This window comes from Nocardiopsis sp. NPDC006198 (assembly GCF_040613895.1).
Classification (GTDB): domain Bacteria; phylum Actinomycetota; class Actinomycetes; order Streptosporangiales; family Streptosporangiaceae; genus Nocardiopsis; species Nocardiopsis tropica.
Genome location: NZ_JBEXSY010000053.1, coordinates 13,494 through 28,476, shown reverse-complemented (window position 1 = coordinate 28,476; position 14,983 = coordinate 13,494). Strand labels below are relative to the sequence as shown.

Here is a 14,983-nt window from a genome sequence, read left to right as displayed (position 1 = left end):
CGGGCGGGCCGGCGTCCGGGCCTTCGCCCCCACCCTGTTGAAGCAAGGCGCCGCGCTCTTGCAGCGAAGGTGGGCGTCAGAGCCAGAGGGTGGGCGACAGGAGTGCGGTCGTCTCGATGGGCGGTATCCCGTCATCAAGCTCGCGCAGCTTCCCGTAGAGACGGCGCATCTCGGCTCTGTCCGCGACGTACTGCTTCTGCGCCGCCCGTTCCAGGACGGTCAGCGTGCTGATCAGGGTGATCGACCCCACCGCGCGTCCACTGCTCCGAAGCCGCTGAAGGCGGTTGATCTCGGACGTGGCGGTCCGTGCCCCTTCACCGTCGTCGATGAGCACTGTCACCTCCCTGCCGGCTTCGGCGCCGACCACCGCGTGCGCGATGACCATGAGCTCGCCCAGGTCCTTGGGACGCCTCAGCCGTTCGGCCATGGGCTGGTGAGTGATGCGCTGGACGACGGCCGCGAGTTCGGGGGTCTGGTCATCTGACAGGATCTGCATCCAGTTGGGGGTCAGTTTCCGCCAGATGCCTGCGGCAGCGCGAAAGCGCTCATCCTGCCGGGACTTGCTGAGCACTTCGCTCTGCACGGTTTCCGGGGCACTGAGCTTGCCCAGGACACGGATGAGGAGACGCTCCTGGTTGATCGAGAGGAAGTTCAGGCCGGGACCGGCATCGATGATCGGCCGGTGGTTCATCCGTTCTCTCTCGCTGTCACGTCAGGGGTTTCAGCATCGTGGGCAGGCATGTCGAGAGCCTCGTCCAGTGCCGCGAGGTCCACGTCCGCATCCGGTAGCTCGGCGGGGTCGGCCCACGCGACCCGTCGTTCGCCCGGAACCACACCCGCTTCCCGCAGCTCCGCCTCGGCCTCCTGGCGGGTGATGCCGCGAAGAGTGGCGATGGCCTGTACGGACAACACGCCTTCGGAGTAGGCGCTGATGGCTCGGGCGAGCAACCGTTGCGGTGGCCTGCGCCGGTCGGATTCCTCCTGCAGGGCACGGTACTGGTCACTCCAGCCGAACCGCGTGGCCAGCCGCGGCGTGGTGAGCGGCAACCACTCCTGTTTGACGGTGGCATCGATGTACCCCGCCTGGCACAGCGCGATCGCAGCGATCGGCGGTGAGACCAGGAAACGCTGGACGACCTCGGAGAGAACGGCCTGGGTCAGCGGCCCACGCTCTCCGAGGAATTCACGCAGGCCGTCGATCGGGATGAGCAGGTGTCGGGCGAAGGCGTCGGCTCGGACCTCTTCAGGAGAACGGTCACTCCAAGTGACCGCCGCACTGTCCGTCGCGTCTTCGAACAGGACGTGGCCGAGCTCATGGGCGAGCGTGCTGCGCTGACGCATCGGACGGCGGGTGCACGCGACCCCGATGAACACGGCATCGCGTAGCGGGTCCCGCATCATCATGCCGTGCTGATCCTGTTCGGCGTCGAGCACAGCCACGTCGATGCCTGTGGACTGCTCGATGATCGCCGCGAGGTCGCCCAACGGCTGCACACCCAGGTGTTGCTCCCTGCGGAAGCGTTCGGCGGCGACACGGCCTTCGGCTTCGGCGCTCACAGTCGTTCGATCCCCTTTCAGACCGTGGCGGGGATGGCCTGGTCGTCCAGGTAGGCGTCCAGTTCCAGAAAGTCCAGAAGGGTCTGACGCATACCGCCCATGTCGGAGCCGTTGGTGGCGCGGGCCGCGCACTGCACGCGCTCGGTGACCGCACCGGTTCCGGTGAGTCGGGCGACCGTGTGCCCGGTCTCCCATGCGATCGCCACAAGCTCGGGCATCTTCGCCTCCCGGTCACCGGAGATGATCCGGGAAAGAGTGGACTGCGAGATACCTGTGGAGTCGGCGAGGGCACGCTGACTCAGGTGGGCCGCCGCGAGTGCGCGTTCGATCCTCTCACCGATACCTGTCGTTGTCATGACCACCACCCCACCAGCCTGAATCACTCAATTCTTCTTTGATTCAAGTGTAGTCGTACGCCCGGTACAACACCACAGGCAGCCGGAAACACCTTTCCAAGCGCCGGCATGCGGTCGACGCGTCCCGTGCGTCCTGGGTGGAAGGCAAGCGGGAGATCGAGGAGGACTCCCTACCCGGGACGGACGGGACGACCAGGAGTGAGAGCTGCCTTGTCAGGCATCAGGACCGGCAGGGCGTACGTCGGCCGTCTCCCTCATCCCTCCCGGTAAGGAAAGCGGGTAGAACCGACCCCGGCCGGGGCGCGGGCGGGGAGGATGCTCATGCCTGGGCGGGGCTCTGGATCCAACCCGGCCCGGAAGGGGTGCGCAGCCATACCCGGTGCTCGCCCGCCGTCGTGACGGTCAGCCCGTATTCGGTGAGGTCGGGGCTGCCCTGGGCCCGCCACCATTCGTGGCTGGTGATGATCTGCTCGCCGAGCCGACGCGGACCGCCCTGCTCCATCCGGCCGTCGACGTGCAGCCGTGCCCACGAGGGACCGTCCGTGGTCGAGAGCCACACACAGCTCGGCCCTCGACCGGGCAAGGGCTGGAAACCCATGGCGATGCCGGGGTTCATCAGCGCCAGCTGAGGTCCGGCACCGCCCAACACCACGTTGCGTGCGTCGCCCGCCAGGATCCACGTCCGCTCGGCGACCGCGTCGAGGTCGGGTGGAGCGCCTCGCCGGGTTCGCTGGTCGCGCAAGCTCATGAAATCGGCGCCGCCGACGAACCGCCCCTGCGCCCGCCTCGCGTCGGCGTCCACCACCAGGCATGCCATCATCGCGCCGGAAAGGGTGACCCTGGGCGCCCACGGGGCCACGATGACCCCACCCGGTTGTCCGTGTCCGAAGCTGGCCAGAGGGAACGCGCCCAGCGGATGGATCGCTGGGCGCGGTCGAGGCGGCTTGGAGCTCACCTCATGTGGGTTCTAAATCCTGTGGCAATCCTCCTCGACCCCCTCTTGCGTCACTTCCGTCAGCCTTGGGCCGACGTAGCAGGCGGGACACTCCGATCCGCGCGGCCGCGGCGATGTCACGCACGTCCGGGTGCTGGCCCGGGTGCTCCAGGAGGGCGTCGGCCGGCGCCCCGGGCGGACGGACCGCAACGGCCTTCCAGGAGGAGGCCCCGGCCGGGCAGGACCCTGCCGCGACCGCGGCCCAGGACCGTGGAACGGGGCGGCTTCGACGCCGGAACCGTCGGAGCCGCCCCTGAGGCGTGACCGCGGGCACGGCCGTGCGGGTGGCTAGAGGACGACGGTGCCCTCACCGGTCAGCTTCTCCGGCGCGATCACGGCATCGAGCTGCTCCTCGTCGAGCAGGCCCCGTTCCAGGACCAGTTCGGCCAGTGCGCGGGGCCCGTTCAGCGCCTCCTTCACGAGAGCCGCCGTGGGCGCATACCCGAGGAGCGGCACCAGTCCGGTCGCGACGGCGAGGCTTCCCCTGGTCCGCGCGGAGACGGCCTCGCCGTCGGCGCGGATACCGCTCACGCAACGCCCGGTCAACAGGTCGGCGGCGTTCGTCAGGAGGTCCGCCGAGTCCAGGAGGGAGGAGGCGATGACCGGCCCGAAGGCGTTGAGCTGCAGCTGCCCGGCCTCGGCCGCCATGGTCACGGTCGTGTCCGCCCCCACGACGAGGAACGCCACCTGGTTCACGGTCTCCGGGATGACCGGGTTGACCTTTCCCGGCATGATCGACGATCCCGCCTGCACGGCCGGGAGCACGATCTCCCGCAGCCCTGCCTGCGGACCGGAGGCGAGGAGCCTGAGATCGTTGCAGATCTTCGACAGCTTCAGCGCGCAGCGCTTCAGGAGCCCGGAGGCCGAGACGAACACACCGGTGTCGGAGGTCGCCTCGATCAGGTTGTTCGCCGAGGTCAGCGGATACCCCGTGACCTCGCTGAGCTCGGCCACCACGCTCCGCCGGTATCCGACGGGGGCGGTGATGCCGGTCCCGATCGCCGTGGCGCCGAGGTTGACCTCACGAAGGTGGGGCAGGAACTCCTCCAGTCGGGCTGCGTCCTCCCGGATCGTTTCCGCGAAGGCGGCGAACTCCTGCCCCAGGGTCATCGGCACGGCGTCCTGCAGCTGTGTGCGACCGATCTTGACGATGCCGCGGAAGTCCGCCGAACGTGCCTCGAACTCGGCGGCGAGCCGGAGGAGCGCGGGCACGAGCCGCTCGATGCCGCGGTGGACCGCGATCCTGACCGCGGTGGGATAGGTGTCGTTGGTGCTCTGGCTGCGGTTGACGTGATCGAGCGGGTCGATCACCGCGCGGGTCCCCGGCGCGAGGCCGAGGATCTGCAGTGCCCGGTTGGCCACCACCTCGTTCACGTTCATGTTGGTGCTGGTCCCCGCCCCGCCCTGGACCCGGTCGACGAGGAGCTCCCCGTCGAGGTCGCCCCGCATGAGCTCGTGGCAGGCCTCGGCGATCGCCTGCTCCTGGGCGGGGTCCAGCAGCCCCTGCCGGGCATTGGCGCGGCAGGCGGCGAGCTTGACCGCCCCGTAGGCCCAGACGAGGTCGCGCAGTTCGCCGCAGGGGCGGCCGGTGACGGGGAAGTTCGCCCTGGCGCGTGCGGTGTTGATCCCCCAGAGCGCGTCCGCCGGGACCGACACCTCACCGAGCGAGTCGGCCTCCGTCCTCTCCACGGGGACGTCCGCGCTCATGCCGGCCCTCCTCCCGGCCGTCGTCCGGCGACGGGCGCGCTCCCCGCCGGGCCGGCGTCGGCGGGGCCGGGTTCCCGCGCGAAGTACTCGTGCGCCGTACGCGCGAGCAGCGTGGCGCCGTCCCTGATGACCCGGTTGGCCGCCTCCCCCACGCAGACGGCGGCGAACTCCGGCTGGTGGTTGCTCACCGGGAAGCAGTCCAGTCCGATGTAGGGGTGGATGGCGGGCACGTGCTGGGAGACGTTGCCCATGTCGGTCGAGGCGCGGTTCATCGTCCGGTGTTCCACGGGCGCGTCGAGCCTGCGCCCGATGGCGAGGGCGTGACGCGTGTAGATCTCCAGGGCGCGCTCGTCCGTGCGGAACTCGGAGTAGGGCCGGGACTCCGGTGTGAACTCCACCGCGGTGTCCGTGGCCAGCGCTCCCGCCTCGAAGCACTGCTCCACCCGGCGGCGCAGCGGCTCCAGCTGGGCCAGGCTCTCGGCCCTGGTGTACCAGCGGCCCTCGGTGGTCCCGGGGATGGCGTTGGGCGCCTGGCCGCCCACCGTCTGGATCCCGTGGACGCGGGTGCCCGGCGGGAGCTGCTGGCGCAGCAGGCCGAGGGCCACCTGGGCGATCACGAAGGCGTCGTTGGCGTTGCGGCCCTCGTGCGGGTAGGCGGCCGCGTGGGCGGACCGGCCGGTGAAGCGGACGTGGTCGTGGGCGACGGCGTAGGGCTCGGCCCGCGGGGCGTCGACCGGGCCCGGGTGGGCCATCAGCGCCAGGTCCAGATCCCGGAAGGCTCCGGCGTCGAGCAGTTCGATCTTGCCCCCGCCGCCCTCCTCGGCCGGGGCGGCGATCACGTCGATGCGCAGGTCGAGCGGGTCCGCCCACGCCCGGAGCGCGATCGCGGCGCCCGCCGACATCGCGGCGATGAGGTTGTGCCCGCAGGCGTGGCCCAGGCCCGGCAGCGCGTCGTACTCGACGACGAAGCCGACCCGGCGCCGGCCGGTCCCGTAGGTGGCGCGCACCGCGGTGGGGAAGCCGAGGTAGGCGGTCTCGACGTCGAAACCGAACTCCTCGAGCAGCTCCGCCGTCCACCGTGCCGCGCGGTGCTCCTCCCAGGCGGTCTCCGGGTGGGCGTGCAGGGTCTCGGAGTAGGTGATCAGGCGTTCCAGGTGCTCCGTGGCGCCGGGCTGCCCGCCGGGTTCAACGGTCATCGCCGGGCACCCCGTATCCGGGCGAGGCCGCCGGTTCCAGGCCGCGCCGGACGTAGTCGTCGCGCTGCGGGAGCCAGACCCCGAGCAGCCCCCGCAGCGCCTCGATCGGGTCCTCCTGCCAGTCGACGCGCAGGTCCGTGTCGCGCCAGCCGTTCGCGGACACGGTGGACAGACCCGCGGAGTACACCGGTCCCGCCTCGCCGCCGGCGGCCAGCCCGGCCGCGAGCGCGGCGAGGAGACGCTCCTCCAGCTCTCCCCCGGCGGAGCCGAAGGCCTCGCACATGGCCTCGGGGACGCCGGGTCGGGAGAGCATGTTCCCCGCGGCCGCGCAGTGCGGTCCGGTGGCCTCCCCGTGGACGCCGAGGGTGAGCGCGCCGCTGTAGGTCGCCGCCGCCCCGGAGGCGTCCACCACGGTGAGCTGCCGGTAGTCGATGTCCGGCTCGCCGTCGACGACGGAGTCGAGCGCTTCCCGGGGACCCGCGCCCGCGGCGAGCCCGTCCAGCAGCGCCGCTCCCAGCCGCGGGTCGGTGATGTTCTGCGAGGCGACGGCGCCGACGGAGTCGCGCAGGTGCACGACCCGTGCCGCGACCGCGGGGGAGGACGAGGCGGCGGCGATGCCGAACCGGCCGTCCTGGTGGGCGGCGATGGAGAAGGTCATTCCCCGCCTCCCGAGATCACGGCCGTCGCGTCGATCTCCACGAGCCACTCCGGACGGGCCAGGGCCTGGACGACGATGCCGGTGGAGACCGGGTGGACGCCCTTGAGCCAGCGCCCGATCTCGCGGTAGACCTCCTCGCGGTAGCGCGGGTCGACGAGGTAGATCGTCACCTTGACGATGTCCCGGAGGTCGCTCCCGGCCTCCTTGAGGAGCAGGTCGATGTTGGCCATGGCCTTCTCGGTCTGCGCGCGGACGTCGCCGATGCCCACGGATTCCCGGGTGTCCAGGTCCTGGCCGATCTGGCCGCGCAGGTAGACGACGCCGCCGGCCACCACCGCCTGGCACAGGTCGTTGTCGAGGTTCTGCTCGGGGTAGGTGTCCTTGGTGTTGAACGGGCGGATGCGCTTGTGCGTGGTCATGGTGTGGTCACTCCTGGATGCGGGCTCGGACGTGGGACGGGCGCGGGTTCGAGTCGTTGTGTTCCATGTAGCCGCGCTGGATCGAGATCTGGTCGGCGACGTACTTCGCGTCGTGCCAGGCCCCCCAGAGGAAGCTGGAGCCGCGGCGGGACTGCCACGGAAGCCCCATGAAGTACACACCGGGCTCGGAGGAGACCCCGCGCTGGTGCCTGGGTCTGCCGTCCGCGTCGAAGGCGTCCACCTGCAGCCAGCCGTAGTCGGCGGTGAAACCGGTGGCCCACAGGACGGACGTGATCCCGGCGGCGGCGAGGTCGAGTTCGAGGACGGGGTCGGTCACCGACTCCGGGTCCTCGCCCAGGATCCTGGCCTCCGGCTCCTCTGGGAGGTCGAGGCCGTTGCGCTCGACGTAGGCGTCGGCCTCGTCCAGCAGGGACAGGTAGTTGGCGTCGCCCCGCGCGATGTTGTCCCGCAGGTCGGGCGCGAAGCGGAGGGTCCCGGCGTCGAAGGACTCGGTCCGGCCGACCAGGGTGATGCCGCGGTCGGCCAGCGTCCGGAAGTCCACGGTGCGGCCGCCGTGCGCGCCGCTGACCGCGATCGTGACGTGTTCGGCGCCCTGCGGAGGGGAGGACGCCTCCCACTTGCCGAGCACGCCCAGCCACCAGACGAAGTCGTGTCCGCGGTACCTGCGCGGGGGGCGGTCGTGCGGTCCGACGGAGAGGTGGACCCGTCGGCCGGCGGCACGGAGCTCGTCGGCGATCTGGACCCCCGAGGAGCCCGATCCGACCACGAGCACGGCGCCCTCGGGCAGTTGGGCGGGGTTGCGGTAGGCGCTGGAGTGGATCTGGACCAGGCCCGCCTCCTCGGGGATGATCGGCGGGACGGCCGGGCGCTGGAAGGGACCGGTGGCGGCCACCACGTAGCGGGCGTCGAAGTCCCCGTCCGAGGTCCGGACCCGGAATCCCCTGCGGCCGGTGTGCCTGCGCACGGACGTCACCTCGACACCGCAGCGGATCGGCGCACCGATCTTCTCCGCGTAGGCGGCCAGGTAGTCGGCCACCTGCTCCTTGGAGGCGAAGTCCTCCGGGCCGAGGCCGGTGAACTCCAGCCCGGGGAAGCGGTCGTGCCAGACGGGCCCGTTCGTGACCAGCGAGTCCCACCGCTCCGAGCGCCAGCGCTCGGCGACGCGGTTCCTCTCCAGGACGACGTGCGGCACCTTGCGTTCGTTGAGGTGCTCACTCACCGCGATCCCGGCCTGCCCCCCTCCGACGACGACGACCTCGATCTCTTGGACTGACATGCGAAACCTCCAGGGCTCGGTCAACGCGTGTGGTTCCGCGGCGGCGGACGCGCTCTGCGTGCTTTCTCCGTGGACCCGGCCGGCGCACCGGGGCGGTGTCCGCGGAGTCCGCCGGGCCGGGCCGCTCCACGGGCCCGTCCGCCGGGCGGATGGATCTGTTCTCGGGCGGGCGGACCGGGGCGCCGGCCGGGCGCGGAGCGCACACGGACGGCCCCCGGCCCGCGTACTGCTCAGCGCGGTGCCCGGTCGCTCTCGTGCAGCAGGTCGGAACCGCTGGTCTCGGGCATGGTGCGCAGTGTGACCGCGCCGATGACGCCGATCACGATCATGGTGAACGCCGGGACCATGGTGCTTCCGGTGAGCGAGATCAGCCAGGTCATCAGGTACGGCAGGGTTCCGGCGAAGAAGGCCCCCGCGACGCTGTAGGCCATCGACAGGCCGCTCTGCCGGGTCCGTGTCGGGAAGAGCTCCGCCACCGTGGACGCGTGTGTGCCCAGGATGATCGCCAGGATCGCGGCCAGGCCGAAGGTCGCGGCGAACGCCGCCCAGGACGTGTTCACCTGCATCAGCAGGAACAACGGCACGGCGGCGACGATCAGCAGGGCGGCGGCGGTGTAGAGCACCGGCTTGCGGCCCACGCGGTCGGACATCCTGCCCGACAGCGGGATGATCCCCATGGCGACGACCGAGGCCGCCGCGGAGAGCAGGGCCGCCCGGTCGGCGGGCACCCCGACGATCTCCTCCTGGTAGGTGATCAGGTACACGAGGACGATGTAGAAGGTCGAGTTCATGAAGGTCTCGATGCCGACCGTCTGGAGGAACTGCCTGCCGTTGGAGCGGAACACCTCGACGACCGGCTGGCTGGGGACGTTGTTCATGTCCTCGAGGGCGCGGTACTCGGGCGTGTCCTCGATACGCAGGCGGATGTAGAGGCCGACCGCGGCCATGGGCACCGTCAGCAGGAAGGGGATCCGCCAGGCCCAGTCGAGGACGACCTCCGCGGGGAAGGCCGCGTGCAGGGCCCAGACGGCGATCGACGCGCACAGGAACCCGCCGACCGAGCCGAACTCGATCCACGAGCACCCGAATCCACGGCGCTTGGGCGGCGAGAACTCCGCGAGGAAGGCCGCGGCGGAGCCGAACTCCCCGCCCGCGGCGAGCCCCTGGATGATGCGGGCGACCACGAGCAGGATCGGCGCGAGGATGCCGACGGACTCGTAGCTGGGCAGCAGCCCGAGCATGAGCGTGCCCGCCGCCATGGAGATGATGACGATCGACAGTGTGGTCTTGCGGCCGAACCGGTCACCGAGGTGGCCGAAGAGCACCGAGCCGAGCGGACGCACGAAGAACGCCACGGCGAAGACCGCGAAGACCGACAGCAGGCCGGCGGTGCCGTCCTGTTCGGGGAAGAACACCTGCGCCATGGTGGTGGCCAGGTACGCGTAGACGGCCCAGTCGAACCAGTGGACGAAGACGCCCACCGCTCCGGCGAACACACTCCGCCGCAGGTCCTTCTTGTCTACCTGCTCGGAGATCTCACTCGTCATTTCTCCTCCTGGGATCGTGTCCTCGCACGCGCCGAAGCCCCGGAGGCGCCGGTGGCCCCCAGCGCGCCGGAACGCTCTGGTGAATGATCAGGAGGTCGCTCGTTCGCGGGAGTGTGGAGTCGAGCGCCTTGCGGGGGCGCGGTAGAGCCCCCGGTGCTGTCGGCATCCGACCTGCCTGTGTCATGGGTCACCACTATCCAGGCGGAAGCTAGGATCTGTAAAACACATAGATCCAAAGAACGCCTTCGGAAAAACCGATGGCTCCGACGGGAGGGGCGAACCGGTGGGTGACGTGAGCCTGCGGCAGCTGGAGTACCTGAGGGCCATCGCCAGGCTCGGCTCGGTGACGGCGGCGGCGCGGGAACTGTTCGTGTCGCAGTCGACGGTGTCGACGGCGTTGACCGACCTGGAGTCGGCGCTGGGGGTCACCCTCTTCGTCCGTTCTCCGAAGGGGATGCTCCTCACGGCGCCGGGGCAGCGCGCCCTGGCCGTGGCCGACAACGTGCGGGCCAACCTCGAACAGCTCCGGGAGACGGCCAGCCGGGAGCGGGAGGAGGTCGAGGGGGACCTCACCGTCGGCTGCTACGCGACGATCGCGCCGATCCTCCTGCCGAAGGTGATCGCCGAGTTCTCGCGGCGGCACCCGCAGGTGCGGCTCTCCTTCGTCGAGGCGGCACACGGGACGCTGTTGGACGACCTGCTCAACACCCGGATCGACCTCGCGATCACCTACCACTACGAGCTCGACTCCGTGCGCGCCATGAGCGGGGTGACAGCGCAGTCGCTCCGGTCGGACCCGCCCTACGCGCTCGTCCCCGCGGACAGGGCTTGGGACACGGAGGGCCCGCTGAGCCTTGCCGCCCTGGCCTCGGAACCGCTGATCCTGTTCGACCTGCCGCCCGCCGGCGACTACTTCCTCGGCCTGTTCGCCAAGGCCGGCCTGGTCCCGAACGTGCGCTTCCGTACCGCGAGCTTCGAGATGGTCCGCGCCCTGGTGGCCCGGGGGCTGGGCTGCGCTCTGCTCACCCAGCGCACCGCGCTCGAACGCAGTTACGAGGACCTGCCCTATGTGACCAGGGAGCTCGACATCGAGTCCGGGGGGCTCGGGATCGAGGTCATCGAGCCTGCCGACCGCAGACCGGTGCGGCGGGTGCAGGCCTTCGTCGACGTCTGCCGGGAGATCATCGTCTGACCCCCGGCGCGGCACCGGCTCCGCCGCAGCCGATACGTGCCAGGGCTCCGAAGAACCAGGCGGGACACCGGTCTGCCCCCCGCGCACGCGGGGACGGCCCCGACCGCCCGACCGCCGTGTGATGGCCCTCCAGGGGCGAGGCGGGACGCGGTCAGCCCGGGGCCGTCCGGCTGAGGTGCTCCCAGGACCGGTACAGTTCCGTTCGCGCCCGGTCCATCTCCAGGACGTGGTCGAAGGACTGGCTGCCGACGATGAGCCGCCGGGGCGGGTCCGGCAGTGCGACCAGCTCCATGAGGGTCGGAGCGGCGGTGTCCGGCTCCGGAGCGACGGCGTCGCCCCACATCGCCTCCATCTCGGCGCGCAGGGGTTGGTACCGCGCCAAGGGTTCCGTGGCCGTGGTGCCGGCGGTGAACAGGCCGGTCTCGTAGCCGCCCATCTGCACGACGGTGACCTTGACGCCGAACCCCTCGACCTCCATCGCCAGCGCCTCGCTGACCGAGTCCAGGGCGGCCTTGCCCGCGCCGTAGAGGCCCACGGTGGCCATGCCGCCGCCGCTGCCCATCGAGGTGACCTGCAGGAGCCGTCCCCCGCCCCGGGCACGCAGGTGCGGCAGGACCGCCTGGGCCACCCACACGGCGCCGAAGAAGTTCACGTCCATGTGCGCCCGGATCTGCTCCTCCGTGGCCTCCTCCACCATGCCGTAGAGCATGGCGCCGGCGTTGTTGACGACCACGTCCAGCCCGCCGAACGCGGCTGCCGCCCGCTCCACCCCCTCGAACACGCCTCGGCGGTCGGCGACGTCCAACGCGAGCGGGACCAGGCGGTCGGGGTACTTCCCGGCCAACTCCTCCAGGGGCCCGACGTTGCGGGCGGCGGCCACCACCCGGTCGCCGCCTGCCAGTGCGGCCTCGGCGAAGGCTCTTCCCAGGCCGCGGGATGCCCCGGTGATGAGCCAGACTCGTGCGTCCGCCATGACACCTCTTTCTCACAAAGGAAACGGTCCGTCTCGTTTCCTGTGAGTGTAGGACACTCCACCCAACCTAGCAATACGGGCCGTCTCGTTTCTTTTGCGGATAGGCTGGGCGCATGTCCAACGCGAAGGGGCCGGACCACTCCCGGCGCAAGGAACGGTCCCGGCAGGCGATCCTCTCGGCCGCCCGCTCCCTGGTGGCGGAGCAGGCCTACGAGAAGGTCACGGTCGAGGCCATCGCCGCCCGCGCCGGCGTCGGGAAGCAGACGATCTACCGGCGGTGGCCGTCCAGGAGCGCGGTCGTCTTCGCCGCCGTCCTGGCCCTGAGCGAGGACGCGGACGGGCAGTCCGTCGCTCTGCCGGACACGGGCGACCTGGAGTCCGACCTCAAGCTCGTCATGCGGGCCACGGCGGAGGAGTTCGCCGACCCGTCCTTCGACAGGCTGCTCCGCGCCCTCAACACCGAGATCGCCAACGACGCCGCGCTGGCGGCCGAGTACCGCGAGAAACTGGCCCGGCCGCTGGACGAGGCGAAGAAGGCGCGTCTGCGCAGCGCCCAGGAGGCCGGCCAGCTCGATCCCGACGCCGACCTCGACCTGGTCCTGGAGGTGCTCTACGCCCCCCTCTTCCAGCGGTGGCTGCACCGCGGCGGCCCACTGACCCCCGCGTACGCCGACGCACTCGTCGACGCGACCCTCAGGGCCTTCGGCCCGGCCGCCCCCTGACCCCCGGGCGTCCGTCGTCGAGCGTTCCCGCGCGGAGCCACAGGCGGTGACGCCGGGTCCGGAACGCCTGTGGCGCAGGACTTTCCGGGCATTGGTGACCGGTTTCGGCGTTCGCCGGGCGGGTCGGCGGAAGCGTCCCTAGGCTCGCCCGGAACGACCCCGAGGAGCCATGATGCCCACCCCGGCGGCGCGCCGCCTCCCCCGAGCCCGTGCGGCGACCCGGTCCCGGCCTCCTCCCCCACCCCGTCCGGGCGGCGACCCACCGGTACGCGCGGGGGGAAGTGCTGACCGTCCCCGCCGACCGGTGCCGCCGCACGCCGGACCAGGGATCCGGCCACATCCCCAGGGCGTGGCCGGTTCCGGCCAGTGCGCCGTGCCTCCGATGCCGCCCCCACCCCGCCGCGCCGGTGGTATCACTGGGATTGCTCCCCGCGCACACCGGAACGGACCCCGGAGCGTGACAGGGCTGGGTACCCGGCCCGGGAAACAGTGGACCGCCCTGCCCCAGTGGCGCCGTTCCCGCTCGGTTGTACCCGGCCCCGGCCGTAGTGAGGGTTGACGCATGTCCATATGGTCCCGCGGTGACCGTACAGGAAGGGTCGAAGAGGCCCTGTTGATGTTGGAGGGACAGGGGATCATCGACGGGCTGGAGATCCTGCCCGCCGAGCCCAAGCCCTACCGGGTGCGCGTTCCGGCCGGCATCGTCCACATGGACGAGGACGAGGCGTCGATGTTCGCCCTGGGCGCCGTCGTGGGGGCGTTCGGCGGCGTCGCGCGCCAGCACGCCTGAGCACCGCCGCGCCCCGCCGTCCGCGGGGCGCGGCGGAAGCCGCCCCTTACGAGCCCTGTCGGACGGCCTCGCCGGCCCTGCGGGCCCGGTGGGAGGTCAGGAAGTCGCGGTACCAGTGGTAGCTGTCCTTGGGGTGGCGCTCCAGGCGTTCGTAGTCGACCCGGACCAGGCCGAAGCGCCGGTCGTAGCCGTAGGCCCACTCGAAGTTGTCCAGCAGCGACCACACGAAGTAGCCGCGCACGTCGACCCCGGCCTCGATGGCCCGCGCCAGGGCCGCCAGGTGGTCCCGCAGGTAGTCGACGCGACCGGTGTCGCGGACGCGCCCGGTCTCGTCGGGCCGGTCGTCCTCGGCCGAGCCGTTCTCGGTGATGAGGATGGGCGGCAGGTTCGGGTAGCGGCGGTCGAGGTCGATGAGCAGGTCGGCGAAGGTGTCGGGGAGCACCGGCCAGCCCATGGTGGTGTGCCGTACCCCCTCGAAGTCCACCTGCTCGGTCCGGATGTCCACGGCCGTGCGGGCGGAGATATCGGCCTCGGCGTGCGGGGCATCGCGGAGCATGATCGGCCGGTAGTAGTTGACGCCGAGGAAGTCCAGGGGTTGGGCGATGATCTCCAGGTCCCCGTCGGCGCGGTACGAGCCGTCGGCCATGTCTCCCCAGACCTCGTCCTCGTTGTCGGGGTAGGCGCCCTTGAAGATGGGGTCGAACCACACGCGGTTGTGGAGCGTGCGTGCGCGTTCCACGGCGGCGCGGTCGGCGTCGGAGTCCGACGCGGGCAGCAGGTGGTCGGGGTTGAGGGTGATGCCGACCTCGCCCGCCGCGGCGGCGCGCAGTTCTCCGGCGGCCATGCCGTGGGCGAGGAGGAGGTGGTGGGCCGCGGCGAGCGCGGGGGTCCCCTCGCGGGTGCCGGGGGCGTGCCGACCGACGGCGTGGCCGACGAAGGCCGAGCAGAACGGCTCGTTGAGGGTGATCCAGCGGTTGACGCGGTCGCCGAGTCGGTCGGCGACGATGCGGGAGTACTCGGCGAAGCGGTGGGCGGTGTCGCGCACCCGCCAGCCGCCCTCGTCCTCCAGGGCCTGGGGCAGGTCCCAGTGGTAGAGGGTGAGGACGGGTTCGATCCCGGCGCCGAGGACGGTGTCGACGAGCCGGTCGTAGAAGGCGAGGCCCTCGGGGTTGGGGCGGCCCTTGCCCGTGGGCTGGACGCGCGGCCAGGCGACGGAGAAGCGGTAGAGGTCCACTCCGAGGTCGGCCAGCAGGGCGACGTCCTCGCCGTAGCGGTGGTAGTGGTCGCAGGCGATGTCGCCCGTCTCGCCGCGCGCGACGCGTCCGGGGGTCCGGCAGTAGGTGTCCCAGATGGACGGTCCGCGCCCGCCCTCGTGGACTCCCCCTTCGACCTGGTAGGCGGCTGTGGCGGTACCGAACTGGAGGTGTGCGGGCAGTGTCGGGGCATCCATGGGGAGTCCTTTCTGGGAGCGCTCCCATCGTAGGTGATGTGACCCCTGACACCAAGACCTTCTCCGTCACACCGCGAACACCGGGAGTGCACGGAAACCACTCCTTCCACTCCTCTTCCTCTCGA

At 71.2% G+C, this 14,983-nt stretch carries 15 protein-coding genes; 3 read left to right on the top strand and 12 right to left on the bottom strand.

Features of this window, described 5'->3' with window-relative positions:
- Positions 1-76: 76 nt before the first annotated feature.
- The 10 genes from ABZ234_RS26475 to ABZ234_RS26430 all read right to left on the bottom strand — a co-directional run bounded on the left by ABZ234_RS26475 (position 77) and on the right by ABZ234_RS26430 (position 9,731).
- Positions 77-691, bottom strand: a complete 615-nt coding sequence (locus ABZ234_RS26475; protein ID WP_355013826.1) for a hypothetical protein — start codon at positions 689-691, stop codon at positions 77-79.
- Positions 688-1,557 carry an ImmA/IrrE family metallo-endopeptidase gene (locus tag ABZ234_RS26470; protein ID WP_355013825.1) on the bottom strand — a complete coding sequence of 290 codons (870 nt, stop codon included), beginning with the start codon at positions 1,555-1,557 and terminating at the stop codon, positions 688-690. Before ABZ234_RS26470 ends, ABZ234_RS26475 begins: the two co-directional genes overlap by 4 nt.
- Positions 1,558-1,574: 17 nt before the next feature.
- Positions 1,575-1,913 carry a helix-turn-helix transcriptional regulator gene (locus ABZ234_RS26465; RefSeq protein ID WP_355013824.1) on the bottom strand — a complete coding sequence of 113 codons (339 nt, stop codon included), beginning with the start codon at positions 1,911-1,913 and terminating at the stop codon, positions 1,575-1,577.
- A 319-nt stretch (positions 1,914-2,232) separates the two neighbouring features.
- On the bottom strand, positions 2,233-2,733 hold the full coding sequence (locus ABZ234_RS26460; protein WP_355013823.1) for a hypothetical protein: 501 nt from the start codon (positions 2,731-2,733) through the stop codon (positions 2,233-2,235).
- A gap of 462 nt (positions 2,734-3,195) precedes the next feature.
- Positions 3,196-4,614 carry an aspartate ammonia-lyase gene (locus ABZ234_RS26455; protein ID WP_355013822.1) on the bottom strand — a complete coding sequence of 473 codons (1,419 nt, stop codon included), beginning with the start codon at positions 4,612-4,614 and terminating at the stop codon, positions 3,196-3,198.
- On the bottom strand, positions 4,611-5,810 hold the full coding sequence (locus ABZ234_RS26450) for a M20 family metallopeptidase (RefSeq protein WP_355013821.1): 1,200 nt from the start codon (positions 5,808-5,810) through the stop codon (positions 4,611-4,613). Before ABZ234_RS26450 ends, ABZ234_RS26455 begins: the two co-directional genes overlap by 4 nt.
- The gene (locus ABZ234_RS26445; protein WP_355013820.1) at positions 5,800-6,468 is read right to left on the bottom strand and encodes a DUF1028 domain-containing protein; all 669 of its coding nucleotides are present in this window, start codon (positions 6,466-6,468) and stop codon (positions 5,800-5,802) included. Before ABZ234_RS26445 ends, ABZ234_RS26450 begins: the two co-directional genes overlap by 11 nt.
- On the bottom strand, positions 6,465-6,887 hold the full coding sequence (locus ABZ234_RS26440) for a RidA family protein (protein ID WP_267949475.1): 423 nt from the start codon (positions 6,885-6,887) through the stop codon (positions 6,465-6,467). Before ABZ234_RS26440 ends, ABZ234_RS26445 begins: the two co-directional genes overlap by 4 nt.
- A 7-nt stretch (positions 6,888-6,894) precedes the next feature.
- On the bottom strand, positions 6,895-8,184 hold the full coding sequence (locus tag ABZ234_RS26435; protein ID WP_355013819.1) for an NAD(P)/FAD-dependent oxidoreductase: 1,290 nt from the start codon (positions 8,182-8,184) through the stop codon (positions 6,895-6,897).
- Between the two features lie 230 nt (positions 8,185-8,414).
- Positions 8,415-9,731: an MFS transporter gene (locus ABZ234_RS26430; RefSeq protein ID WP_267949473.1), complete on the bottom strand. Its 1,317-nt coding sequence runs from the start codon at positions 9,729-9,731 to the stop codon at positions 8,415-8,417.
- Positions 9,732-10,014: 283 nt separating this feature from the next.
- Between ABZ234_RS26430 and ABZ234_RS26425 the strand changes: the two genes are divergently transcribed.
- Positions 10,015-10,923: a LysR family transcriptional regulator gene (locus ABZ234_RS26425; protein ID WP_355013818.1), complete on the top strand. Its 909-nt coding sequence runs from the start codon at positions 10,015-10,017 to the stop codon at positions 10,921-10,923.
- A gap of 151 nt (positions 10,924-11,074) precedes the next feature.
- Here the strand turns inward: ABZ234_RS26425 and ABZ234_RS26420 are convergent, their stop codons facing one another.
- Positions 11,075-11,896, bottom strand: a complete 822-nt coding sequence (locus ABZ234_RS26420; protein ID WP_355013817.1) for an SDR family NAD(P)-dependent oxidoreductase — start codon at positions 11,894-11,896, stop codon at positions 11,075-11,077.
- 113 nt (positions 11,897-12,009) lie between these two features.
- Here ABZ234_RS26420 and ABZ234_RS26415 point away from each other — a divergent pair, with 113 nt between their 5' ends.
- Complete coding sequence (locus ABZ234_RS26415; RefSeq protein ID WP_355013816.1) at positions 12,010-12,618, top strand: TetR/AcrR family transcriptional regulator; 609 nt, start codon at positions 12,010-12,012, stop codon at positions 12,616-12,618.
- A gap of 616 nt (positions 12,619-13,234) precedes the next feature.
- The gene (locus tag ABZ234_RS26410; RefSeq protein WP_267949469.1) at positions 13,235-13,408 is read left to right on the top strand and encodes a hypothetical protein; all 174 of its coding nucleotides are present in this window, start codon (positions 13,235-13,237) and stop codon (positions 13,406-13,408) included.
- Positions 13,409-13,454: 46 nt separating this feature from the next.
- On the opposite strand, the gene ABZ234_RS26405 is transcribed toward ABZ234_RS26410, so the two are convergent.
- Positions 13,455-14,858 carry a GH1 family beta-glucosidase gene (locus tag ABZ234_RS26405; RefSeq protein ID WP_355013815.1) on the bottom strand — a complete coding sequence of 468 codons (1,404 nt, stop codon included), beginning with the start codon at positions 14,856-14,858 and terminating at the stop codon, positions 13,455-13,457.
- Between the last annotated feature and the right edge of the window lie 125 nt (positions 14,859-14,983).